Consider the following 25,633-nt stretch of genomic DNA (forward strand, 5'->3'; position numbering starts at 1 on the left):
TAATTTTTTATTTTTGTTGCTGAAAAATCCAATTTTCATAAAGATTTTTCCATTCCTCTTGATTTTCACAGGACAAATATTCAAGAATTTTTGCATCCAAAATTGGATCAAACCTTGGAGAAATTCCCAGTTGTGTGAAATTTTCATATCATTTCTTAATTTTTTGAATGTCATCCAGGACTTGCTCTTCGTTCACCTTGAAAGCATAAGTTCGGATTGGCCGTTTTCTAATTGGAAAATTTTGTGGATTTTCATAATCTGAATCTTCCAAAAATGTTGCAACAATTGCAAAATTTTTGGCCTTTTTTAAAAATGAATAAAGTTGCGCTTGTTTTAGATATTTTTGGGGTAAATTTTCACCTTTTTTCCCTCATTTTTCTAGATTTTTAATCCCTGTGGTTTTAACTTCAATGATTGTGTTTGTTTTTTTAATAAAACCATCAGGAATTCCGCCCAAAATCGGGTCCTCTTTAAAATAGTCATAATTGTATTTTTCGGGCGGAAAAGTTTCAATTTCAAAACCTGTCTTTTCAAAAATTGCTGCAATTACAAGTGGTTCGATCGCAACACCCGCGTCAATATATTTTGTGTCCAAAATCGGCATATCCAATTTTGCAATTTTAACAAAAGCGCGAAAAGGCGAACTAAAATTATCAAGACCAAGAACTTCGCCGATTAAGGAACCACCAATTTTTTTGAAACCAGTATTAAAGGCAAATTTTTTTGCTAATAATTTTTCATGGAAAGACTTTTCCAGAACTAAAACTTGTTTTTCAAAGTCAATAAAATAATCTTTTTTGTGATAAAATTTGCGATCTTTATACATAAAATAACTCCTAAATTCATGGTTGTAGGCAAATAAATGCTAACAAAATTCCGAAAATTGTGATCAAAAAAACATTAACTTTTTTCAAATAAAGCACCAAACTAGCGCCTGTTCAGAAAAAGGCAAAACTAATGTAGACCCAAAATCTTCAACCCTGGAAAAATTCATCAGTTTTTTTTGACAAAATATAACCGCCATTAGTATTAAAATTATAATTTACAAGAATTAGGTTAGTAAAAATTTGAAAACAAAGGGCTAAAATGATTCCTGTAATAATCGGCTTTAAAATTTTTGCCAAATTAAACCAAAAAATAGTATTTTTTTGGGAATATTTCTTTTTGATTCTTAACCAAGAAGCAATCAAAAAAATTGCCGGTAACGAAAAAACAAGCATCAAAAAAATTGTTAAAATTCAACCAACCGCGCCGTAACCACCGATTAAAAAACCAGTGGCAGCGGCCAATTTTAACGACAAAACTCCGGGAGTTGAATTTGCAATCGTAAAAATTTCGTCTATTCGCGTTTCAGAAATTTTCATTCCTAAATCGCCAAGTCTAAGTCAAAATCAGCTGAAAACAGGCATAAAAATTTGTCCGCCACCAAAAACAACCAAACTAATTAAAATCAAGGCGGCTGAAGCGACGCTAATTAATACGATCATTGCTTTTCTTTCTTAATTTTTTGAAAAAAAATCATATTGAATAAACTAAAATTGCTACAAAAACAGGTACAAGTGACAAATTATATGGACTTGGCACAAAAAAACAGTAAATAAAACTGAAAAACAAAAGTGCAAAATAAAGTCCAAAATTAAGTGATTTACTATTATTTTTTCAATAAATATAGGAAAAACCTAGCAAAATTCCCACAATTGTTGTTAAAGCAGCCAAATTTAGCACAATAAAATAGTTTTTTGGTAAAAACTTTGTCAAAAAAAGTAACCCTGAAAACAACAAAACATGTGGTAACAACCCTAAAATTGAAACCAAAATTCCACTTAGAAAACCTAGTTTTTTGATTGCAATGAACGAAATCATTTGTAAAACTGATGGACCAGGAAGCAAATTTGTCATAATAAATCCATCATCAAAATCTGCCTTTGTAATTCACTTCTTTTTCACAACTGCTTGCTCGTAAATAATCGGCATTAGGGCGTTTCCGCCACCAAAGGAAACCATCGAAATTTTGATGATAAACCACAAAAAGTCTAAAAATTTATTAATTTTAGTGAATTTTGACAATTTTCAGTTCATAACTCTTATATAATATAGTATTTTTTAAAAAATATGTTATAATTTTAGTGGCTTAGAGGTGTAGTTCAAAGGTAGAACAACGGGCTTCAACCCCGTGTGTTGCGGGTTCGAGTCCTGCCACCTCTGCCATTTTTTTTTTTTTTTTAAAAAAAAAAAAAAAAAGAAATTCATACAAATTTTAATGAAAAATTTGTATGAAAACTCTCAAAAAGCTACTAAAATTCAATAATTTTAAAGGTGAAATTATCTTTGGTTATACCAAATCCGTTTTATTTGCCAAATATTTTCCACAAGTTGCACTTTATTAGTAATATCTTTATGGGTCAAAAGTGCCGTGTAAAAAGAGCAATAATCAGATTTATATTCTCCGCTACCCCGAAACTTATTAAGCCCCACAACCATTGTGTATTTTTCACTTTTCCAGATTAACCCTCGAAAAAAATAAAGCTTTTTTGCATAGAAAACTTCCTTCGCCACCTTTGTTTTTTGATAATCACCCTCTAAAAAAGCTAAGTAATACTCTCAAACAACTAATTTTGCCTTAATTTGGTTGAGTAGAGCACGATTATCACTGTTATCTCACTTTGAAAAATTAGTAAATTTTTCCCGAAATTTGCCGCTTATAATAAAAACATTAATTTTTTTAGCAGGTCAGCCTTTTAAAAAGGGAAGTTTCCGCAAACCAATTCCATGGGGAAAATCAAGTACATTTAACAAAATTTGAGTTGTCCTTTCATTTTGACTTAACGAAATTGCAACTGTTTTTAACTTCTCAACAATTTTTTGATAACGTTGCAAATTAAATTTAATTTGCGAAACTCATTTGCTATTTTTTTCCATTTTTCCTTTTTTTGTAAAAACAAAATCAATTTAAAATCTTTATTAATTTTAAGTGAAAAATTACAAATTGAAGTAAAAATAGGAAAATTAGTTATTTTGTTTTATTATTTTCATCATCAACAGTGATTTGTTTAGTTTCAACAGAAAGACCAAGACCAGAAAGTTTACTTTTTAGTTCTTCTTTTTCAACATAAATTTTTCCAAAAGTTGCGCTACTTTTTCCAACAGACACAAATTTTTGTAACTGAGAAAGCGCGTCGCCACTAAACGAAGTTCCCGTGATGTAAAGCGGAATGTTAGTTAAATTTTTTCCCTTGTCGTCTTTTACATAAATTCCAGGGCTAAGTGGTGGCGGAGAAACAAGTCGGTCAGTAAATTGAGAATTTTGAAAATCATCAGCAGAAACTTTGTAAACTCATTGCTCATTATTGGAATTGCTAGAGTTTTTTACTTTCGATGCTCCGAAATACAAATATTGAAATTTCAAAGTAACATGAGCAGGGTTTTTTCGTGACTCAGCTTCAACTTCTCAACTTTGCAATTTTTGGTTGAATAAAGTTTCAATTTCACCAAAATTAATCCCTTTTAATGTCTTGATTTTTTTTGAAGAAGAAAAATCAAGATTAATAGGGTAACCACCTCTACCACCATGGGTTCCTTGGAAAACCCGCTGATCAATTTTGGAGCCAAAAGCAATTTTCAATCCTTCATTTACTTCATTTGTGGTGTCCCCTTCGTCTCAACGGAGGGTATCAAAAATAATTGAACCAGCAATTTTTTCCCCAGGATTCCGCATTTTAATGTCGCCTTTATTTATATAATCAAAGGAAATAAAATCAACATTTTTAAGTGCATTTGGGTTGATAGCTCAGTTGGACTCGTTAGTTTCAGAATTGGAATATAGTTCTAATTCTGTTAATTTGCTAAATTTTTCTAAGCCGCGAAGTCCATTAATTGCTTGGTGGTCATCCAAGAACAGGGAAACCTTTTGCATTTGTTTTGGTAAAAGTTCAAGAATTTTCTTAATATTTTGCGTTTTGTGTATAGCACCAACATTTTTTAGAACAATTGACATAATTTTTTGATCTTTTTCAGCGGCTTTCTTCATAATTTCAGCAAAGGCTTCAAAAGCTTTGTCATCATCAGCATTTAAGATTAATGTTTTAAATTCAGAATATTTTCCGGCAGTATTTCCGGGTTTTCTTGTATATCTCTTCAAGACAATGCTATTAGAAGAAAATCCTTTATCTTTTATAAATTCACTAATTTCACTACTTGCATCAGAATCGTCTCACCCATCATACTTCAGTGAGTTAATTGCAGTGCCGTCATAGCGCGTCCACTTGGAATCAACTGCATTTAGTCTTCTTGCATTATTTTTTTTTATATTATTTACAACAACATTCACTTTTGGTTCTCAACCATCGGTTGCAGGATCAGGGGTGTAACCATCTTTAATCATTTGCAGTTCGTCTGCAGTAAAGGGTTGATTAAGCTTCCTTTTTTGCTCGATAACTTTTAAATATGCGTCTTCACGCTCGCGATAATTATTTGCCACCCAACGTTTATATTTTACACCTTCAATATAAACTTCCAAAGAAACCTTTGGTTTTCCTTTTTCGTCAGTAGGGCCGTAAGTTTTTCAATGATTCTCTACATCTTTTAAAATTCGATCTTGTTCAGCAACTTGAGCAGCATATTTGTCACGTTCACTTCTAACCTCGTTAATTTTTCGATCGGCTTGCTGGCGTCATAACCCTAGCGCTCTTTGGTACGCGCTATCACCAATATTCGCAGCAGGTTGAGAATTATTAGCCTGTGGCCGAAATTGTGTTTTAGGGATAGGCTGAGACTTTGAAATAGTAGGACGATGATAAATTGGGCGTGACGGAGTTGTTGTTCGTGAAGGACGTTGAATCGGTGTTACGGATTCAATTGCTGGAGCTGGAGCAGGTTTTTCTATCTTCTTTATTTTTTCAGGAAGAGGCTCAACCTTTTCAACTTTAGGAACGATAATTTCCGGTTTAACCGGGTTTTCTGGCTTTTTTTCAACTGGTTTTGGTGGCACAAACTTTGAGTTGGCAACTGGCGAATTAAAACCAGTATCATTAGGTCGGTTTTTTGCAATTGTTGAAGGCGCAGCAGTTGAATAACTGACTCTAATTGTACTAGAATCAAAATTTGCCAATATTTCTTTAATTGCCAGCGAGGCGAAAGCGGCCATGGTAAATCCAACCACAGCAACTACATATTTTCGTCGGCGCGTCAAATGAACAATCATAGTTTCACCTCCCTTTTTAAATTATTAACAAAAAACTAAAACATGTATATAAAAATTTCACTTTTCAACAACCAGTTTTAGTTTTCAAAATTATACACAAAAATCCAAAAATTCAAAGAATTTTTAGAAATTTTCAAAACCTTGGAGTCGCGCACTTTATTACGTCTTAAAATGCCTAGATTTGAATTTAATTTTATTTTTTAATATAGGAATCCAAAAAAGCCCGTAAAATTTCATTCCGATTTTTCGCATATTCGCGCGTTGTGAACAAAGGATCATCGAAAACTGCCAGCGCTTTCAATGTCATCGTTGCTTTTTTTTCAGTTTCGGTTGAAGGTTGAACTTCCTTGGTTTTTGCTGAAGATTTTTCTTTTAAATCTTCAGCTGCTAAAACTTTTTTAGATTCAACAGGAACCTTAACTTCAGGTTTTGTTGAATTTGGGCCAATTTGGTTCCAATCCAAATTGAAGAAATTTGGAAAAGGATTTCAATTTCCTTTAAGGTCAACATTGTAAAGCAAAGTTCCCACTTCCTTGACATTTAAATCGCTATTTTCACTTGAAAATAAGCTAAGTTTGAGTGAATAAGGTGTTTTGAGGATTTCAATCAAGATGTTGGCATCTTCTTGAATCAAGCCTTTTTGGTTTTCTTTTTCAGATTCAGGAAAACCAAAATCTTTCTGGGCAAACCAAACATTGTGAACAACATCACCAATTCTTGGTTTTTTCTGAGTTTCGGTTTCTTTTCCGGCTGATGCAAGCCAGGATTTGGCGTCTTCTTGTGAAATTTTTTGAAGTCCGCTTGTTACCAAAATTTGCTGTTCATCCAGTAATTTTTGGTTAATTTTATTAGAAAAAGGTAATAAAAACAAGTTTCCTTGAACTTCAGGCATACCTTTATTTGTTCCTCAACCATACAAAGAATATTTGCTGATGAATTTATAGTCCATGCCGATTATAAAAAAGCTTTTTTTATCGCTTGTTTGCATTTTTTGGATGAAAATACCCTTATTGTTACTATCTGCAAGCAAATAATGTTGTTTTCCATCAGAAATATTTTTGGCATTGAAGGCCAAGTAAAGCGCTCCTGAATCCAAGCGCGATTGCGGTTTTGGTGTGTACTTAAAATCACCGTAATCGTCACGGTTTGGTGGTTCTACTGTGCGCAATTTCAGGTCGTTTTTAACCTGAAATTTCAAAGGCTGTGTCAACTCTAACCCATTTTGGGTTAGAGTTGCGCTTTCAGATTTAAAAAGCAAATTCTGGTTGGCAGGATCAGCCAATTCGGCGGTTTTTTTGGATACATCAGCCTTAAATCTTGCGCTAATTGGTTCTAAAAAGAGACTTGGATTAAACTTTTTAATCACATCATAAGCAGATTTTTGCGAGTTAATTACGTTGTTAATAATCAATTGTGAAGACGCTAAAACCCTATTTTTGTCACTTTTTGCAACAAATTTGAACTCAAAGACCAAATTAGCGTCAATAGTCTTAATTTGGTATTCAGCACTAACATCGTTTAAATTATAAATTAAAGCAGCATTAATTGCTTTTCAAATGTTAGTACCAATTCCAGATTCAGAATTTTGTGCTAAATTTGCTGATTGATTTTCAGTTTCTATATCAGCAAAAGCGCTCACTTTCGCTTTTGCAGGTTTCATTGAATCAAGGGATTTTGGCTCCTTTTTTTCAGCATCATTTTCGTTTTTAGTTTCCTGACTTTTGGCACCATTTTTTGAGGTCTTGCTTTGTAAGTCATTTTTTGATTTTGGTGCAGCATTTTCTGCCTTTTCACCCTTTGTCTTCGCAGCAATTATTGCCTTTTTTAAGGCATCTTTTGCTATTTTTTTCTCAGAATCAGATGGATAACGACCATGATCAAGCAAATAAACTTTGACAACAACGTCATCACTTGGATTTTCTAAATTAGATGGTATTTTCGCTAACTCAAAAAGTTCGTCAATTGTGGTTTTAATCTCCTTTGTTGACAAAATTCGGGTTGAATTTTCAGGTATTGAAAAAGTTTGAACTGAATTTACTGAGCCAAAAATCCGCCCCAAAACTCGTTCATATTTGCTTAGATCTACTTCTAAATCAACGGGAACAGCGAGTTTTGAGGTAATTTTTGCTTGAGGTCGTTTGACATCAACATGAAAAACAAAACGAATTTTCTTCGCTTTTTCCAACTTCGCAAGCTCTGTTGGCGAAATTTCATTTTTCTGGACAACTTCTGGACGAATAATTTTGACACTATAAGTGCCAAAATTTTTTGTTCTGACATCAAAATCACTTTGGTGAATTAAGAAAATATCTGAAAAAGCCTTTTTATTGGCCAATTTTTGGGTTTGGTTTCCATTTTTGGCACTAGAACCATAAAAAAAATCAATGAAACTGGTGTTGTCATCCACAATTGCTTTTTGAACTTCAGGTTTAATTTGAATTTTGTCCTCAAGATTTGTTGCAAATCAAGACTCAAGTTCTTGCGACAATTGTTCTTTACTCACCAAACCACGAATTTCTAATTTATATTTAACACTTTTTTGGGTTATTTTGTCCTTTAATTCAAGGTCTAAAAATAATTTTCCGTCTTGCTCGGAAAAACTCAGTTTTTCCTGAGTTTTTTCCTTGACTAAAACTGGCTCAAGTTGAAAATTATCACTAATAAAAATTGGTGAACCCAATGAATTGTAAAGCGAAAGTGTTGCTCCTGAATTAATTAGAGCGTTTTCTAAACGCACAAAAGAATTAATTTGCCAAGAATTTTGGTAGTTTTCTTGTAATTTTTGCTGAAATTCCAAAGGTGTAAAAAAACCATTGGAAATGCTAGCGAAAGATTTTGAAGGATCAAGGTAAAATTTATTTAAATCACCGTCAAAACCATCATTTTCAGCAAAACCTTTAAGTTCAGTTACCAAAGAAAAAATATTTTTTTCCTTTTCTGATTTTGCAAAAACAACAACTTTTTTGATTGAATTTTTATCAACTTCAGCCTGTGAAAAATCAAGACTAACAGCAAAACCTTTTGATTTTAGGGGCTCAAAATCAAAAAATGTTGTTAAATCAAACTGATAAAGTTGATTTTTTGTAAGCGCAAGCGCAGTTTTTGCCGAAACCCTCGGTGCATCAGCTTTAACTTTTAAATTGGCAACAATTCCAGCAAATTCTTCAGGAGAAACTGTCGATTTTACGGCCACTTTGAGTTCTGCTGGTTTTTGATTTAAGATTGAATAATAAGACTTTTTGTAAGCATTTATACCAATTGCAGTGCCAACAACTCCCGAAAAAACCAAGGCTGAACCTAACACTGACGCAATAATTAGAATTTGTTTTTTAACTAATTTCATATTTTTTACCTTTTTATTTTGCAGCATTAGAAGAACTAGCGGGTTGCGGGTTCGCTGCTGGTTTCGGAGCCTCTGTTGGTTTCGGAGCTCCTGGGAGCATTAGCTTTTTTTGCGCCTTTTTTAACAACGATTCTAAATTTTAAACTTGAAAGTTTTTCTTGAACTTCAACTTTTTTACCTTGATTTGGCGTTCCCTCAGCTTTTTTCCCCTGATTTTGAGCTCCTTCAGCAGTTTTTTTAATTCTAAAAAGAACAATTTTTACATCAGAGTTGTTGGCAAGTGGTGAAATACTTTCAATTTTTGCTTCATATTTTTCTTTTTTTAGAAACTCTTCAATTTTTTTGCCAAATTCTGGGAGAAGTTTTGAAAGAGAGTTTTCTCCAGTTGAAGGTGGGGTTTGAACATTTGGAAAGGTCAATTTTGAAAAACTGTCTTCATCAATTGTGGTTTCTGAAAATTCCTGTGGAATTGACAAAACAACTTTATTAAGTTCTTTAATTTCCTTGTGCTGTTTATAAACATCATCTTTTTCCAACTCCAGAAATACCTTGTTTACTGGGGTTAAAAAACTAAAATCACTTTTTTTATTTAAATATTCAAGTTTAAATTTAAATTTAATTTGAATGTATTGAGGTTCCTTTGGAGTTGTTGGAGCTGGTTCCTTTGGAGTTGTTGGAGCTGGTTCCTTTGGAGTTGTTGGAGCTGGTTCCTTTGGAGTTGTTGGAGCTGGTTCCTTTGGAGTTGTTATTGCATTTGATAATTCTTCAATTTTTTTATCCACAGTTTCTTTTGTAGAATCAGTTTCATTTCCCTTTTCAAAAATTAGGGTATATTTTAGGTTGTCATCAAGTTTGGCTCAAGCTGAAAAGTTAGCGAATTGAGCTGCTTTAAGAAAAAAAGCTAGTAAAATGTCGCCAAAAGTGGTAAATTTTACCCCTTCAGTCAATTTTTTTTCTGTAATTTCAGATGCAACAGGAATGGCTGCTGCAACCGCAGCTGGAGTTGCCTTTAAATCCTGCTTAATCAACAAGTGATTTTTTAACTCCGCAAAAATTGCACTATCACTTGCAAGTGGTTTTAATTTTTCATTAATTGTTGTTGGTAACACTAAAGTGCCGTAAAATCCAATTCCGCCCTCACTAAAATCACGCCAAACATCGTTAAATGAGAGTAATTTGACTTCGTTTTTGTTAGGTTCAGTGGTTGTATTTGTAAGAGTAATTTTTTTTGCAGCACTAAAAAGATTATCATTTGCATTCAAAAGATCTTCAGGCAAATCCTTTCTTTCATCAAGTAATCCAAATTTTTTGGTAAGCTCAAAAAGTGTTGTCACAATTGTTTTTTGGTCTTTTGTTAGCAAATCTTGAAAAAAACTGGCAACTTGGTGGCCATCACGAAGAAATTCACGTGAATCAAGTACAGCTAAATTTTTATTACGAAGAATTTCTCTTTGATCTTTAGTAAACTTTTTGATGTCACCAATAGTTGGTAATTTCAGTTTACCGGTTCAAGAATCAGCTAGTGAAAAATAAGGGTCAAGGTCAAAATCATAATTATTTTGCAAAACTTGTTTTAATTTGTTAGTATTTTCATCAACATTTTTATTGAAAAGTTCATCAAATTCTGCTTTTGCAAGTTTTTCCAAAGAAGGACGAGGTTTTCCACCAAAGGCAAATAAATCCTGCTTTTCCTTAGCTTTTTCGATTCCTTGGACAAATTTTTGTTTGAAAATTTCAGCATTTAAACTTGGAAATTCAGGTGAATTTGCTCTTTGGATTCCTTTAAATCCAACTAATTTTAGATCGCCTTTTTTGGTCCCAACCTCTTGTTCACTGCTTTTTTGGCTAAAAAATTTACCTTGAACTGAAATTTCAAAAGGGATGTGAACACTAGTTTTATCCTCTGGATCCACAAATGATTTTTGGGTATCAAAGGTGAAATTAAGACCTTCGGTAGGGTTTTGTTTAAACATATCGGTGAAATTTCCGAACTTGTATTCAATTTTTCTGGATTTCAAAAGTTCTTCAATTTCCTTTTTTGTTGCACCAGATTTTTGTGCTTGATTTTTGAAAAATCCGGATTTAATTTTTGCTAAAAACTCCTGTGCAAAAATTTTGTTAATTGACGCAGAATAATCAGTTTTTTCCGGATTTTTTAAATCTAAATTTTTCAGAAAATCATTTAAATCTAAAAAATAAGAAGATTTGTCACTTTTAACGATTTTAATCGCGTTAATGATTGGCTTGAAGTTGATTGCAGACTCACCAATTTGGTTGCGAGCCGCGTTTGTCAAGTTTGCTTCCAAAAAAAGTACCGGAATTTGGTCTTGAAGGCCAACAAATTGGTAGGTAGAACGATCTTTGACAAAACTAAAATCAAAAATTTTAGCAGTGTCATTTGGAATTTTATTTTCAGGTGAAGCGTTTAAGGTTTCAACAATATTTTTTAAACTGGGAAAATAACTAGCGAGTTTTGTGTTTAATTGGCTTGGATTTATGGCTGTGTTAAGTTCATTTTGGAAGTCAATTGGGCGGAGAGATGCAGGATTTCTTGTATCTTTTATACTTTGAGATGCTGAAGGAGCATCAGCAAACCTACTACTTTTGTTAGAAACTAAATTTTGAATTTGCTGATTTAATTTGTCAGTAATTTTTTTGAGTGTTGAATTAAATTCGGCAATTAAGAATTTAGATTCTTTGGCGAATACAACGGTTTGCTCAAAAATATCTGAATTTGCAACATCACCATTTTCAAGTACTTGGCTAACCTGAAATTTAACACGAAAATTCTGATTTCCATCATCAGGAACAATTTCAATAATTTTGAGACTGAGATTTTTAGCAATTATTTCTTTGTCAGCAAGGTCAACTTTTTCTAAATTTTCACCGTTTCTTCTAAAATAGGAAAAATAATTGACAACACCATCTTGGTCTTTAATTTGGTTGCTTGAATCAACAAGCGAGTTTTTGACAGTTTGGTAGTCAGAATTTGCATCAAAAGCGTTCAGACTAAAAGACAAATTGGTCAATTTTGCAGCAAATTCATTTACAACCTTACGTGGATTTTCGGCATTATATTTGATTGTTGAAGTAAGTCCAACAACAAGGCCAAAAATTCCCAAACTAGCCACACTGGTGGCTAGTCCAATTATAAATAATTTTGATTGTAAAAACTTTTTCATGAGTCAACCTCCTTGTTCACATTAAATAAGTTTTTGCTTGCATCTTCAACTTTTTAAAATTTTTCGAAAATTCATTAATTTTTCCACTTTTTCCCCTTCAAAATTAAACATTTTGGAGGGAAGTACAACAAAAACTTAATAAAGAAACTTTCAATACATTATACCAAACCAAAAAAAAAAAAAGGAAAAAGCTAATAAAAATTTATTAGCTCTTCCAGAATTAATAGGGCAAGCGCCCTTGGTGATTAAGTTATATTATTATTTTTTAATATAAGCATCAATAAATGATCTTAAAATCTCGCTACGCGCAACGTCGTAATTCTTGGTTGTAAAGTTAGGGTCGTCAAAAACTGCTAGCGCCTTCAGGGTGATTTTAGCTTGGGATTGAGAAGTGTCTTGATTTTGGGCTCCTTCGGCTTTTTTACCTTGGTTCTGGGCTCCTTCGGACTTTTTCCCTTGATTTTGGGCACCTTCGGCTTTTTTCCCTTGATTTTGAGCTCCTTCGGACTTTTTCCCTTGATTTTGGGCTCCTTCGGCTTTTTTGCCTTGATCTTGAGTAGTTTCGGAAACTGGATTTGGCCCAATATTGGTTCAATCCAAATTAAAGAAATTTGGGAAGGGATTTCATTTTCCTGACGCATCTATATTGTAAATTAAAACACCAACCTCTTTATAATTTTTTGGATCTTTGGTGTTTGAAGAAAATAAACTAACTTTAATTGAGTAAGGTGTTTTGATAATTTCAAGCAGCAGGTTCTCATTTTCTTGAATTAATCCGCCACCGTTTTCATTTTTATCTGGTTCCTGATCTTCAGGGTGATAGGTGCTTTGATTAAAATAAACATTATTTGTGATGTCCTGGAGTTCCGGAGTTTTTTGTTGGGTTTCAGATTTTGATTCAGTTTTTGAAGGTGAGACAATTCCGAAAACTGAAATACTTGGGTTTTTTTCAAAAGGCAAGGAAATAGTACCGCCAGCTTGCACTCCTGTTATTTCAGGTTTGCCAGTTGTAACTTCAGAATCTGAAGTTGGTGTTAAACTTCTTGGAAACCCAGAAGTTACTAAAATTTGCTGTTTATCAGTTGACTTCATTCCACCCTTTAAAGGCAGCAAAAGGTGTCCAGGTCTGGGCGACCAAATTGCTGACCTTAAATACACGTAACCGCTAATTTGTTTATAGTCCATTCCAACGACAAAAAAAGGTTTTTTTGTCTTTAAAGTTTCCATTTTTTGAATAAAAATCCCTTTTCCACTCTTGTCAGAAAGGAGATAATGCTGTTTCTTATCAGAAATATTTTTTGCGCTAAAAGCAAGATAAATTGCACCAGAATCAAGTTGTGTTATTGTTTTTTGAAGACGGGGAAAAACTTGTGAAATTTCAGAAACCTGTGCTAAGGTCTTTTCTTCTCCACCATATTTTAGAGGTTGACTTAACTCCAAACCATCCTTAGTTTTGGTAGCTCCAGTTGTTGTAAAAACTAATTTTTTGTTGATTGGATCAGTTATTTCAAAAGTTTTTTTATCGTCTTTTTCCTTTATTTTTGCACCAGTTGGCTCCAAAAATAAAGTTGGATTGTACTTTTGAAGAACATCATAAGCAGATTTTGTTGAATCAATTACATTATTTATAACTAATTGTGAAGATGCTAGAATTGAATCATCAGTTGTAGAAATCAATTTAAAATCAAAAACTAAATCAGTACCAATATCCTCAATTTTATATTCAGTTTTAACCCCTTTCAAATCATAAATTGAAGCCGCGTTGATTGTTGTTCAAACGTTTGTTCCAATTTTAGTATTTGAACTATTTTCAAGGGTATTTTGTGGTTTTTTTTCATCTGCAAAAAGTGAAACTTTTGTCATAGTCGCTGAATGCGAAGCAGAAGTTGCCTGAGTCGAACCTCCACTTGCTGCAGCGCTACCGCTTGGTGCTGGTTTTGCTGGTGCTGGTTTTGCTGGTGCTGGTTTTGCTGGTGTCCCAAGTTCTTTTTCTACTCTTTTTTTTGCTTCAGCAATAGCTGTTTTCAGACCAGCTTTTGCTTTTGTTTTTTCCTCTTCACTTGGGTATTTTCCATGATCAAGAAAGTAAACTCTTGTGATAATTTCATCGTTTGGTTCATCGGCTTTTGAATTATTTTTTGCTAACTCAAAAAGTTGGTCAATTGTGGTTTTAATATCATTTGAAGTCAGAGCACGAGTTGGATTTTCAGGTATTGAAAAAGTTTGAAATGAATTTAGTGAACCAAAAATTGAGCCCAAAGCACGTTCATATTTATTTAAATCGATTGCTAAATCAGCGCTTGAAGTGATCTTTGTGGCAACTTTTGAATCAAGGCGTTTAATATCAATTTCAAAATTAAGGCGCAATTTTTTCTCTTTTTGCAATTTTGTCACATCAGTTTCAGAGATTTTTGATTTTTCAGCAACTGAAGTTTTTGTAATTGTTACATCATAAGTTCCGAAGGTTTTTGTTTCCACTTCGAAACTTTTTTGAAGCACTTCAAAAAGTTGATCAAAAGTTTTAGTTTTTAGCTTTTGTGACTCAGTTCCACTCACTGAACCATAAAAAAGATCAGTAAGACTTACATTTTCTTTTAAAATCACTTTTTGCACTTCAGGTTTAATTTCAATTTGATTAGCAAGATTTTTTTCAAACCAAACCTTTAATTCCTGAGCTAATTTTGCTTTTTCGGCAAGTCCGCGAATTTCTAAATCGTGTTTTTGAGTTTTGTTTGCTATTTTATCTTTGAGATTAATTTGCAAAAATAATTTGCCGTCTTTTTCAAGAAGACTCAATTTTTTTCCAACCAAAACTGGTTCAAGTTCAAAATTATCACCAATGAAAACAGGCGCACCCAGCGAATTATAAAGCGAAAGTGTTGCTCCTGAATCAATTAGGGCGCTTTCTAAACGTGCAAAAAGACTAATTTGTTTTGCATTTTCAAAATTTTCTTCTAATTTTTGTTTAAATTCAGTAGCAGTATAAATTCCATTGATAATGTTTGCAAAAGATTTTGTAGAATCTAATTGAAACTTACTTAAATCACCATTAGAACCGTCATTTTCAGCAAAACCTTTAAGTTCAACAGCCAAAGAAAAAGTGGTTTGGTCTTTTCTTGATTTTGCAAAAACAACAACTTTTTTGATTACTGTGCCTGCGGCTTCAGCTTGTGAAAAATCAAGACTAACACCAAAACCTTTTGATTTTAGAGTTTCAAAATCAAAAAATGTTGTTAAATCAAGGTGATAAAGTTGACTTTTTGCAAGTGCAAGTGCGGTTTTAGCAGAAATTTTTGTTGAACCAGATTTTACTTTCAAATCTTTGACTATGTTGGCAAATTCTTCAGCTGAAATTGCTGAATTAACTTGCGTTTTTAGTAAGGCGGGCTTCTCATTTAAAATTGAATAATAAGAATTATTATAAGCTTTTATTCCAATAGCAGTACCTACAACTGCTGAAATTGCAATTGTGGTTCCTAAAATAGTTGTTATAATTCAAATTGGTTTTTTAAACAGTTTCATGTTTTTCCTTTTTTAATTTAGTTCTTATATTTACTTATTATTTACTTAGTTGAGATGTTGCTGGCCGTACTCCTGGCACCTTTATTTACAATAATTTTGAATTTTAAACTAGAAATTTGAGAGCCTTGGTTCTGAGCACCTTCAGTTTGCGCTTGAAGTCTGAACAAAACAACTTTTACAGTCTGGTTGTTAAGAAGTGATTCGATACTCTCAACTTTGGTTTTATAATTTTTCCCACTATAATTTTTGGTAAGGAAATCATCGATTTTTTTACCTAATTCAGGAAGAAATACAGAAATTGAATCCTCACTCTCTTGGCTCTGAGCACCCTCGGATTTTTTGCCTTGGTTCTGAGCACCTTCAGCTTTTTTGCCTTGATTTTGGGCACCCTCGGCTTTTTTACCTTGATTCTGGGCTCCTTCGGCTTTTTTCCCTTGATTCTGGGCACCCTCGGCTTTTTTGCCTTGATTTTGAGCACCTTCAGATTTTTTCCCTTGATTCTGAGCACCCTCAGCCTTTTTCCCTTGATTTTGAGCGCCTTCGGATTTCGGAAACTTCAAATTATCAAACGCTGTTGCTTCTAAAGTTGTTTCTGAAAATTCCTGTGGAATCGCTGAAATAACCTCATCAAGCTCTCTAATTACTTTGTTTTTCTTGTATTCTTCTTCACTTTCCAACTCCAAAAACATTTTGGTAGGAGGGGTCGTGAAAACTAAATCAGCATTTTGGTTAGCATATTCAATTCTAAATTTGAAATTGACAGGAAGATATTCTTCTTTTTTGCCTTGATTTTGGGCACCCTCGACCTTTTTCCCTTGATTCTGGGCTCCTTCGGATTTTTTCCCTTGATTTTGGGCGCCTTCGGATTTTTTGCCTTGGTTCTGAGCACCCTCAGCCTTTTTCCCTTGATTTTGGGCACCTTCAGCTTTTTTCCCTTGATTTTGGGCACCTTCGGATTTTTTGCCTTGGTTCTGAGCACCCTCGGCTTTTTTGCCTTGGTTAGAAGTCCCCTCTGTTTTTTTTATCGCTTCAGTTAATTTTTTAACTTCTTCATCAACAGTTTCCTTTTTATTTTTGTCTTCAAGCTCGTTCCCTTTTTCAATCACCAAAGTGTATTTGAGATTATCGTCAAGTTTGGCTCAAGCTGAAAAATTATCAAATTGAGCTGCTTTGAGGAAAAAAGCTAGCAAAATGTCACCAAAAGTGGTAAATTTTGTTGATTCTGTCAATTTTTTATTATTTTCTGTGGAAACAGAATCTACTGCTACAGGTTTAGCCATTCCTTTTTTCACTAGTGATTCTTTTTTAAGTTCAGCGAAAATCACGCTGTCACTGGTGAGGCTGTCAACTTTACTTTTAATTTCTTGCGGCAAACCCAAAGTCCCGTAAAATCCAATTCCACCTTCTTCAAAATTGGTTCAAACATCGTTAAATGAGAGTAATTTGACTTCGTTTTTGTTAGGTTCAGTGGTTGTATTTGTAAGAGTAATTTTTTTTGCAGCACTAAAAAGATTATCTTTTGCATTCAAAAGATCTTCAGGTAAATCCTTGCTTTCATCAAGTAATCCAAATTTTTTGGTAAGCTCAAAAAGTGTTGTCACAATTGTTTTTTGGTCTTTTGTTAGCAAATCTTGAAAAAAACTGGCAACTTGGTGGCCATCACGAAGAAATTCACGTGAATCAAGAACTGCCAAACCTTTATTACGAAGAATTTCTCTTTGATCTTTAGTAAACTTTTGGATGTCAGCAATTGTTGGGATTCTCAATTTACCGGTCCAGGAATCAACTAGCGAAAAGTAGGGAGCAAAATTAAAATCGTAATTTTTGGCTAAAACTTCTCTTAATTTATTAAGTTTCTTTTCATCTGCTGGCGCCTTAAAAAGTTCCTCAAATTCTTCTTTTGCAAGCTTGCGTAGAGAAGAACGAGGAGTACCGCCAAAGTCAAATAAAGCTTGTCTTTCTTTAGCTTTATCAATTCCTTCAACAAATTTTTGTTTAAAAATTTCACTATTTGGCGCTGGCAAAGTTGGTGTTGTAGCGCTTTTTTCAACTGATTTGAAACCAATCAATTTTAATTCACCTTTTTTGGTGGCAACCTCTTGATTTGAACCTTCTTTGGCAAAAAAACCACCATGAACAGCAATTTCGTAAGGGATCACAAGGCTAGTTTTATTAACAGGATCTACAAAAGCTTTTTGGGTATCAAAAGTGAAACCAAGTCCCGTGGTATCTTTTGTTTTGAACATTTCCTTGAACTTACCAAAGTCAAATTTGAGTTCCTTTGTAGTCAAAAGTGACTTGATTTCTTGCTCTGTGTTCATGGATTTTTTGGTTTGATTTCCAAAAAATCCAGATTTAATTTTTGCTAAAAATTCTTGAGCAAAAATTTTACTAATTTCAGTTGAATTAAAATCAGTTTTTTCCGGATTTTTTAGATTTAAATTTTTGATAAAATCATTTAGATCTAAAAAATAAGAAGAATTATTTTTTTTGACAATTTTAATTACATTGATGATTGGTTTGAGGTTGATTGCAGACTCACCAATTTGGTTGCGAGCCGCGTTTGTCAAGTTTGCTTCCAAAAAAAGTACCGGAATTTGGTCTTGAAGACCAACAAATTGGTAGGTAGAACGATCTTTGACAAAGCTAAAATCAAAAATTTTAGCAGTATCGTTTGGAATTTTATTCTCAGGCAAAGCATTTAGACTATCAACAAGATTTTTCAAGGTCGGAAAATAACTAGCGAGTTTTGTGTTTAATTGGCTAGAATTTATTGCTGTATTAAGATCATTTTGAAAGTCAATTGGACGTAAAGATGCCGGGTTTACGGTATTGTTTGTGCCTGCAGCATTTTTTTGGTCAACAAAGTTGCTAACTTTAGTAGAGGTTAAATTTTGAATTTGTTCATTTAATTTATCAGTAATTTTTTTGAGTGTTGAATTAAATTCAGCAATTAAAAATTTGCCCTCTCTGGCGAAGGCAACAGTTTGCTGAAAAATGTCAGAATTTGCAACATCACCATTTTCAAGCGCTTGACTAACCTGAAATTTAACAAGAAAATTCTGATTTATATCGTCAGGAATAATTTCAAGAATCCGGAAATTAAGGTGCTTTTCACTGTACTCTTTATTAGACAAGTCAATTTTTTCTAGATTTTCACCATTTTTTGTAAAGTAGGAAAAGTAACGAATCGCGCTTTCTTGATCTTTAATTTGGTTGTTTGAATCAACAAGTGAATTTTTGACAGTTTGGTAGTCAGAATTCGCATCAAAAGCTTCGGAGCTAAAAGCCAAATTGGTAATTTTTTGGGCAAAATCATTCGCTTGTTTTCGTGGATTTTCAGCATTATATTTAATCGTTGAAGCAAGGCTAACAACAGTAACAAAAACACCAACGCTAAATATACCAGTCGCAAGTCCAATTTGGAACGTCCTTGATTTTAAAAATTTATTCATAAATTAACCTCCAGTTAATCAAAATAAAGCGGTTTTTTGCTAATTTTCACTTTTTGAAAGCATTTTTGCTCTCTTTTTGGGAATTTTAAATTAAAGAAAATTTCACAAAAGAACAAAAGTTAAAGTTCTAAAAAAATTATACCAAACCAAAAAAAAAAAAAAAGCAAAAATGCTAACAAAAACAAATTTATTAGCATTTTTTAGTCAAAAAGAAGAAAAATTTAATACTACTAAATCTACCAAAACAATAACTTAGACATCAATTTTGGCATATTGAGCATTCTCCTCAATAAAAATCTTCCGTGGAGTAACATCTTCACCCATCAGGCATTCAAAAACTTGCGCGACTTGCTCGGCATCATGAATTTGTACCTGCGACATCCTTCGAGTTTGCGGATCCATTGTTGTTTCCCAAAGTTGTTCGGGATTCATTTCCCCAAGACCTTTATAACGCTGCACCGAAAATTTGGTATTGTTATTGTCAATTTGACTTAAAAGTTGTTCTTTTTCGCCTTCATTGTAAGCATAAGTTATTTTTTTATTAACTGTAATTTTATAAAGTGGCGGAATTGCTATATAAATAAAGCCAAACTCAATCAATTCACGGAAATAGCGATACAAAAAAGTGAGTAAAAGTGAGCGAATGTGTGAACCATCTGAATCAGCATCAGTCATTAAAATAATTTTTTGATAGCGAATCTTGTTGATGTTGAACTCGGTGCCAACTCCTGTTCCAAAGGCGGCAATCATTGACAAAATTTCCTCGTTATTCAACACTTTTTCAAGCTGACTACGATGTGAATTTATCACTTTTCCTCTTAAAGGTAAAATTGCCTGAAAATGGCGGTCACGACCCATTTTTGCACTTCCACCAGCTGAGTTCCCCTCGACAATATAAAGTTCAGCATCCAAAGGATTTTTTGTAGAGCAATCAGCTAATTTTCCTGGTAAAGTTCCAATGTCAAAAATTGATTTTCGCTTAACTGCTTCACGTGCAGATTTTGCAGCACGTGAAGCTTTTTGAGCAAGTAAATTGCGATCAATAATCCTTTTTGCCTGATCTGGATTTTCGGCAAGAAAACGCTCAAAAACTGCACTGAAAGCTCTATTTACAAACTGGCGAACTTCAGGATTGTTCAATTTTCCTTTTGTTTGTCCTTCAAAAATTGGATTGGTATGCTTGATTGAAACAATTGAAACTAGGCCGTCTTTTATGTCTTGTTTGTCAAACTTATCCGCCTCTGAACGGATAAGTTTGTTGTTTAAAGCGTAATTATTTAAAATGCGCCAAAGGGAATCAAAAAGACCTTTTTCGTGAGTTCCACCCTCTTGATTATAAATATTATTGGTGTAACTCAAGATTTTGCTATGTTCATCACTAACATAACAAAGTCCAACTTCAACTTTGATCGTATTGTCGTTATCTTCAAATTCATCCTCTACATAAATAATTTGATCGTTTATTTTTTGGTCATTTTTTGTCAACTCAGTGACATAATCTAAGATACCGCCATCAAAACGATAATTTTTTCTAAACCCGGTTCGATTATCAATGATTTCAAATTCAAGACCACGAGTTAAATAGGCAGTTTGACGAATTCGGTCAAGAATTCGGTCAAGATGAAAACTATTTTTTTCCATGATGTTAAAATCGGGTTCAAAAATAATTTGTGTTCCAGTTGTATCTTCATCTAAATCGGCAATTGCTGCTAAATCGGCAAGTTTTTTACCGCCATTGACAAATTCTTGGAACCACAATTTTCCATCACGCTTAATAAAAACCTGCAAATTTTTTGCAAGTGCATTAACAACGGAGGCACCAACTCCATGCAAACCACCAGAAACTTTGTAGGATTTACCACCAAATTTCCCGCCAGAATGCAAAATTGTCAAAACAACTTCGGCAGCAGAAACACCGTGTTTTGGGTGAATTCCAACCGGAATTCCACGACCATTATCCTCAATGCTAATTTTGTGATCATCAATAATAGTAATCAAAATTTTTGATGCAAAGCCAGCAAGAGCTTCGTCGACTGCATTGTCAACAATTTCTCAAATTAAATGGTGGAGTGGCTCAATTCCTGTTCCACCAATGTACATCCCCGGTCTTTTCCGAACAGCTTCAAGCCCCTCAAGGGTGACAATACTTTCTGCTTGATAATCTTTTGACATTGCCACCCCCCTTTTTAAAACTTCTACTATTGTATTTATAAATTAAATGTAAAAATTATATCATAGAAACAAAAAGATATTTTGAAAAATTGACACTTTTTGATGTTATTTATCAAAAGATCAAAACAAATTTGGAGTAAAAAGCATTGATTTTTAAACTTTATTAGTTATGTGGTTTTTGCAACCTTTGCTAAAAATTGAAAACTATAAAAAATCCTTGGTTTTAAGGTATTTTTTCAAATTTAGATTGATAAAACCACTCAAAAGGTGGAAAATTTAGTAAAATCTAGTCAATTTTCAATTTTCCAGACAGCATTTTCATGTGTAATTGGTCAAAAATTAAAAAAGATGGTGTCATGCGACGAGTTTTTCGAATCATTTTTTAATTTTTTATAATAAGGTAAAACCCTTAAAAAGAGGATCACAAAAAGTGCCGAAAATGTGTACTTTTAAAATTTTAAAATTTTAAAATCGTTATAATTGTGAAAAAGTAGAAAAATTTAAAAAAATCGTCTAATTTTTCATATAAATTTATCAAAAATCAATTTAAGCAAGGGTTGATAAGCGCTTAATTTTTGAAACCAATTTTTTTAGAACTTTTTTTGGCAAAATCATAATTTTTTTTATCCTGAACTTGGAACATCAAAGACTTAATTTCAGCATTTGTTAATTTCCGAAATTCACCATATTTTAATTTTCCAACCGAAATTCCAGCAAAATTTACTCGTTCAAGATTGATAACTTTTTTTTTGATAACCGCAAAAATTTTTTTAATATGGTGGTTTGAACCCTGTCAAACTTGTACAAGAAATTTTCTTGAGGCAACTTTTTCAATTTTTTGAACTGACTTCACGCCGTCCAAGTAAATTTTTCTTGTATTTAGGAAGTCAATTTCATTTTCTGAAAGAGAAAAGTCTGTTTCAACCAAATATTTTCGCTCAATTTCAAAACTCGGATGCAACAATTTGTGAGCAATCTCACCATCATTTGTGACTAAAATTATTCCAGTTGTGTCATAATCAAGTCTACCAACAGGAAATAAATAAGTATTTTTGTTAAAAAAATCAATGATTGTTCTTCGATTTTCAGGGTCAAATCGGCTTGATATGCAATTTTTTGGCTTATTTATCGCATATCAATAAATTCTTGGCTTTCTTCCAATTTTGGTCCCATCAATTTCAATTTGGTCACTTTCAACAACAAATTGCCCAATTTTAGCAAATTTACCATTAATTTTGACGCGATTTTCAAGAATTAATTTTTCAGAATTGCGGCGAGAAGCAATCCCTTTTTTTGACAAAAATTTATTAATTCGAATTGGATTTTCCATATTTTTTTAATTTTTCTTCCAACAAATCGGCTGCAATTTTCACGCAAGAAACACGATTTGGATGACTTTTTGTCATCACAAGCGCATTCAAATCTAACAAGTCAGGGTCAATTTTACCAAAATCAATCATTTTTCTGTATTTTTCAATCAAAAAAATTGATTTTTTTACATCTTTTCCAAACAAAATTTTTTCAAACAAAAAACATGATGCAACTAAAAGATGACATCCCTGAGCACAAAATTGAATTTTAGTGACCTTCCCTTGTGAAATCTTCAAATCAACAAGTGCGAATTCATCACAATTTTCGTTGCGTTTTAATTGATTAGAGTGACAAACCCGCCTTTTTTCTTTAAAATTTTTATTAGATTCAATAATAATTTTTTGTCTTCTGGTGAAATCGTTATACAAAATTTAAAAAATCCTTTTTTTCTAAATGATAAATTAATGTGTCAATATCAACAAAATCGTTGTAAAATGCTAGCGAAACACGAATGAAACTGCTATTTTTTAACACTTGTTTCAGTAGTGGAACACAAAAATTACCGCTTCGAACATAAATATTGTTGTTTCCCAAATATGAAGCAACGTCCTGAGAGTGAAAACCCTTGATATTAAAAAGAAAAATGTGGTCTCCTTTTTTTGAATAAATTTTAATTCCTTCAATTTTTTCCAATTTTTCATATAAATATTTACTCAATTTTTCTAATCTTTTTGCAATTTTAACAAAAGTGATTTTTTCAACAAAATCAATTGCAGCATTTAATCCTCAAATTGCTGCAAAATTTTGCGTTCCTGCCTCAAATTTTCTAACACCTTCGTGATAAATTATTTCTAAATTATTAACTTTTGCAACAGTTCCGCCACCAAATTTTACTGGTTCTAGTTTGTCTAAAAGCGATTTTTTAACCGCCAAAACTCCAATTCCAGTTGGTCCGTAAAATTTATTTCCGCTAAAAGCGATCGCATGGGCAAAATTAATGCTAACCTTTTGAAAATTGATTGCTTGGGTGGCATCATTAACTACAAAAATACCATATTTTACGGCTTCTTTTCAAATTTGATGTAGATCAAGCTCCACTAAAAGCGAATTATTTGTTTGACTAAAAGCAATAATTTTTGTTTTTTTTGAAATTTTGTCAATTATTGAAGTACTATAGACAATTTTTGCACTGTTTTCCTTTGCGATTTTAATCCAAACAATCAAATTTGAAGAGTGATTTAGCGGTGAAAGGAGAATTTCATCACCTTTTTTAATAAATTTTTTCACCATATTTGCAAATAAATTAATTGATTCAGTTGTACCAGAGGAAAAAATAACTTCATTTGCTTCAGCGTCGATTAACTTAGCAATTTTTTGCCGAATCTTAGTAATTTTTTCCTTATTTTCAAAGCTTATTTTGGAATTCTGCGAGTGTGTGCTCACAGCAAAATTCTGGTAAAAATCAACAATTTCCTTTATCACTAAATTTGGTTTTTGCATCATTGCAGCTGAATCTAAATAAATTATTTTGTTGGAAAAGGGGAAGAAGCGCTTATAATTTGTCATTTTTTCTTCTAAAAAGCAAAAAATATTCAATATTTTTTGCTTTTAAACCTTTAATTGGTGACTTCATTGAATCAATTAGTTCAAAATCAGCTTTTGCAAATTCAACAACCCGATTAATTAAAAATTGGTGATATTTTTCATTCACAAAACCGCCTTTTTCAACATATTTAGAACTTGCTTCAAATTGTGGTTTTAAAAGTGCAAGGAAAAATTTACCTGATTCTAGCAAATTTTTGACAACAACCAAAACCTTTTTTAGACTAATAAAGGAGACATCGCAAACTACAAAATCAAGCGAATCTGAAAAAAATGCCGGATTTACAAGCCTAATGTTCGTTTTTTCCATCACTTTCACACGCGGATCCACCCGCAATTTATAGTCAAGTTGGTTAGTTCCTGAGTCAAGTGCAAAAACTTTTTTCGCACCTTTTTCAAGGCAAATTTCGGTGAATCCACCTGCAGAGGCGCCGATATCAAGAATAATTTTGTTACTAAAATCAAGTAAAAATTGCTTGTGAGCCGCAAGCAATTTTAATGCCCCTCTAGAAACATAGGGAAATTTTTGGTTGATCGAAATTTGTTCAAGTCCGGAAATTTTTTGACTTGGAAGTCAACAAATTTGATCATTGACCTTAACATAACCAGCACGAATGAGAGATTCTGCATTTTCAAAACCCATTTTTTGAATTTTTTCGACCAAATTCATCTATTTTCACCTCTTGAGAATAGCAATTATTTTTTTGTTGAATTCAGAATCAATTTTAATTCATTCAAGTGACAAAAGGTTGAAAGCGTTGCGTCTTTTGTGTTCGTAGTTAAATAATTTTGGCTTAAACTTGAATTTTTGTAAGTAAATTTTTCAACTATAATATAAAAAAGTTGCCAAGCTTTTGCAAATTTGAATGTTGAATTTCAAGTTTAGCTCTGAAAAATAACCAACACAAGAAATTCAAGTTTCAATTTTGTCAATGTTGCTAATTAGTTTTAAATCAAGCATTGCGCATTCTGAATTAGGAATTTCAGCAACTAAAATTTTTGACAAATAATAAAATAAATAACTAAATTTTTTGCCCAAAACTTGTTTGTAATGGCGAAATTTAACTTCATTTTTAATGAATTTTTTAATTTCACACTTATTTTTATGATCGTAAAATATTTTTAATTTCATAATAGTCGTAAATTTTTTGCAAAACTGCATTTACAAAAGAATAATCAGTGTCGTTTTTTGCACAAAAAATTTTTGTAATTTCAATTGATTCATTAAAAACAATTTTTGGCGCAATAAAAAATAATTCTGCTGCACCTACAATCAAAATTGAACGAATTAGTGGGAAAATTCTCTCTCAACTTCAATTTGATCTTAGTTGCAAAACAATCACTTTTTTCAAAAAAGTATAATTTCGTTGAATAAATGAAAGAAGTTTAACCTGATCTTGGGTCAAGTCAAAATATCTTGCCTTAATAACATCAATATCAATATTTTTATCAAAAAGTTCTCAACTATAGACAAGTGAAATGTTCATCATTCTTTTTGTGCGCTGCCTAGAAAGATTTCGCATTTCATTTTTTTTAGTTTCAGAAGTAAATTCGTCAAAATAAATCTTGGTTTCACAACCACAATTTTTGTTTGCATTCTTTGAAAAATGTGAGTTAAATTCATTTTTTTTCTCATAATTTTCATTTTCAGAATTATTTTTTTTCTGAAAATTTGTGTACAAATTTGCTGAAAACTCTGTATTTTTTTGAAAAAAAACAGAGTTTTCAGAACGATATGAAGTTGGTTCAATTTGTTCTTTACCTAATTCATTTTTCATTTTTGGGTAAATTTTTTTTTGAAACTTGCTCATAATTTTCTCAAACTTTTAAATTTATTTTATAATTT

General features: G+C 32.4%; 16 protein-coding genes and 1 tRNA gene. 1 reads left to right on the forward strand and 16 read right to left on the reverse strand.

The genetic code is table 4. The annotated features are described in order from the left end of the window. Positions 1-7 precede the first annotated feature (7 nt). Genes IM807_RS02340 through IM807_RS02350 form a run of 3 tightly spaced genes read right to left on the reverse strand, consistent with a single transcriptional unit; the run spans position 8 to position 2,079 of the window. The gene (locus IM807_RS02340) at positions 8-826 is read right to left on the reverse strand and encodes an MAGa7180 family putative nuclease (protein ID WP_196362947.1); all 819 of its coding nucleotides are present in this window, start codon (positions 824-826) and stop codon (positions 8-10) included. A gap of 10 nt (positions 827-836) precedes the next feature. Beyond that, a complete protein-coding gene (locus tag IM807_RS02345) occupies positions 837-1,487 on the reverse strand; it encodes a chromate transporter (protein ID WP_196362948.1) in 651 nt (216 codons plus the stop codon). Continuing rightward, entirely contained in the window at positions 1,471-2,079 is a 609-nt protein-coding gene (locus IM807_RS02350) for a chromate transporter (RefSeq protein ID WP_196362949.1), read from the reverse strand. Before IM807_RS02350 ends, IM807_RS02345 begins: the two co-directional genes overlap by 17 nt. Before the next feature lie 54 nt (positions 2,080-2,133). On the opposite strand from IM807_RS02350, the gene IM807_RS02355 reads away from it, so the two are divergent. Beyond that, positions 2,134-2,208 (forward strand) — tRNA-Trp (locus IM807_RS02355). A 114-nt stretch (positions 2,209-2,322) separates the two neighbouring features. Here IM807_RS02355 and IM807_RS02360 read toward each other — a convergent pair. The 13 genes from IM807_RS02360 to IM807_RS04365 form a co-directional block, all read right to left on the reverse strand. Then, complete coding sequence (locus IM807_RS02360) at positions 2,323-2,919, reverse strand: hypothetical protein (RefSeq protein WP_196362950.1); 597 nt, start codon at positions 2,917-2,919, stop codon at positions 2,323-2,325. A gap of 91 nt (positions 2,920-3,010) precedes the next feature. Continuing rightward, complete coding sequence (locus tag IM807_RS02365) at positions 3,011-5,200, reverse strand: putative immunoglobulin-blocking virulence protein (RefSeq protein WP_196362951.1); 2,190 nt, start codon at positions 5,198-5,200, stop codon at positions 3,011-3,013. A 193-nt stretch (positions 5,201-5,393) separates the two neighbouring features. Next, complete coding sequence (locus IM807_RS04355; RefSeq protein WP_196362952.1) at positions 5,394-8,543, reverse strand: P110/LppT family adhesin N-terminal domain; 3,150 nt, start codon at positions 8,541-8,543, stop codon at positions 5,394-5,396. Positions 8,544-8,578: 35 nt separating this feature from the next. Next, complete coding sequence (locus IM807_RS02375) at positions 8,579-11,725, reverse strand: P97 family adhesin (protein WP_196362953.1); 3,147 nt, start codon at positions 11,723-11,725, stop codon at positions 8,579-8,581. Positions 11,726-11,983: 258 nt separating this feature from the next. Next, on the reverse strand, positions 11,984-15,247 hold the full coding sequence (locus tag IM807_RS04360; RefSeq protein ID WP_196362954.1) for a P110/LppT family adhesin N-terminal domain: 3,264 nt from the start codon (positions 15,245-15,247) through the stop codon (positions 11,984-11,986). A 41-nt stretch (positions 15,248-15,288) separates the two neighbouring features. Then, positions 15,289-18,702 carry a P97 family adhesin gene (locus IM807_RS02385; protein ID WP_196363097.1) on the reverse strand — a complete coding sequence of 1,138 codons (3,414 nt, stop codon included), beginning with the start codon at positions 18,700-18,702 and terminating at the stop codon, positions 15,289-15,291. A gap of 252 nt (positions 18,703-18,954) precedes the next feature. Then, positions 18,955-20,874, reverse strand: coding sequence for a DNA gyrase subunit B (locus tag IM807_RS02390; RefSeq protein WP_196362955.1), 1,920 nt, complete (start codon positions 20,872-20,874; stop codon positions 18,955-18,957). 568 nt (positions 20,875-21,442) lie between these two features. Then, a complete protein-coding gene (locus IM807_RS02395) occupies positions 21,443-22,204 on the reverse strand; it encodes a pseudouridine synthase (protein WP_196362956.1) in 762 nt (253 codons plus the stop codon). Next, a complete protein-coding gene (locus tag IM807_RS02400) occupies positions 22,182-22,613 on the reverse strand; it encodes an iron-sulfur cluster assembly scaffold protein (protein ID WP_196362957.1) in 432 nt (143 codons plus the stop codon). The genes IM807_RS02395 and IM807_RS02400 overlap by 23 nt, the downstream gene beginning before the upstream one ends. Next, complete coding sequence (locus IM807_RS02405) at positions 22,606-23,751, reverse strand: aminotransferase class V-fold PLP-dependent enzyme (protein WP_196362958.1); 1,146 nt, start codon at positions 23,749-23,751, stop codon at positions 22,606-22,608. The genes IM807_RS02400 and IM807_RS02405 overlap by 8 nt, the downstream gene beginning before the upstream one ends. Beyond that, positions 23,738-24,457, reverse strand: a complete 720-nt coding sequence (locus IM807_RS02410) for a TlyA family RNA methyltransferase (protein WP_196362959.1) — start codon at positions 24,455-24,457, stop codon at positions 23,738-23,740. Before IM807_RS02410 ends, IM807_RS02405 begins: the two co-directional genes overlap by 14 nt. Continuing rightward, the gene (locus IM807_RS02415; RefSeq protein WP_196362960.1) at positions 24,458-24,919 is read right to left on the reverse strand and encodes a hypothetical protein; all 462 of its coding nucleotides are present in this window, start codon (positions 24,917-24,919) and stop codon (positions 24,458-24,460) included. It abuts the gene before it with no gap. Then, positions 24,891-25,598 carry a transcription antitermination protein NusB gene (locus IM807_RS04365; RefSeq protein WP_308699292.1) on the reverse strand — a complete coding sequence of 236 codons (708 nt, stop codon included), beginning with the start codon at positions 25,596-25,598 and terminating at the stop codon, positions 24,891-24,893. The genes IM807_RS02415 and IM807_RS04365 overlap by 29 nt, the downstream gene beginning before the upstream one ends. Between the last annotated feature and the right edge of the window lie 35 nt (positions 25,599-25,633).

It is taken from the genome of Mycoplasma sp. 'Moose RK' (assembly GCF_015708155.1).
Lineage (GTDB): Bacteria > Bacillota_I > Bacilli_A > Mycoplasmatales > Metamycoplasmataceae > Mesomycoplasma.